Raw genomic sequence first — 329 nt, forward strand, 5'->3', positions numbered from 1 at the left:
GATACCTTCATGGGCTTCCACTGCGGCAACACACCTTCCTGCAAGATGTGCGCCGACCGTGCGGTGAAGTACCAGCTGATCCAGCACCGTCTGCTGGAGCCCGCGGGCAGCGATCCCGACTTTACCCGCGGCACCCTGGAAGGCGACATCGCCGCTTCCGACATCACCTTCTACCGCCTGCAGTGTGACAGCGAAGGCACCCTGCGCTCCTATATCGCCGAGGGCGAGGTGCTGCCGGTGGCTACCCGCTCCTTTGGCGGCATCGGTATCTTCGCCATCAAGGAGATGGGCCGCTTCTACCGTCACGTTCTGGTGCAGAAGCGCTACCC

The 329-nt window shown here is 63.2% G+C and carries 1 pseudogene; it reads left to right on the forward strand.

The features are described 5' to 3' along the window. Nucleotides 1-329 (forward strand): annotated as a pseudogene (locus H6B10_RS15885) (fucose isomerase); the annotation flags it as partial.

This window comes from Gemmiger formicilis (assembly GCF_016901605.1).
Taxonomy (GTDB): Bacteria; Bacillota; Clostridia; order Oscillospirales; family Ruminococcaceae; genus Gemmiger; species Gemmiger formicilis_B.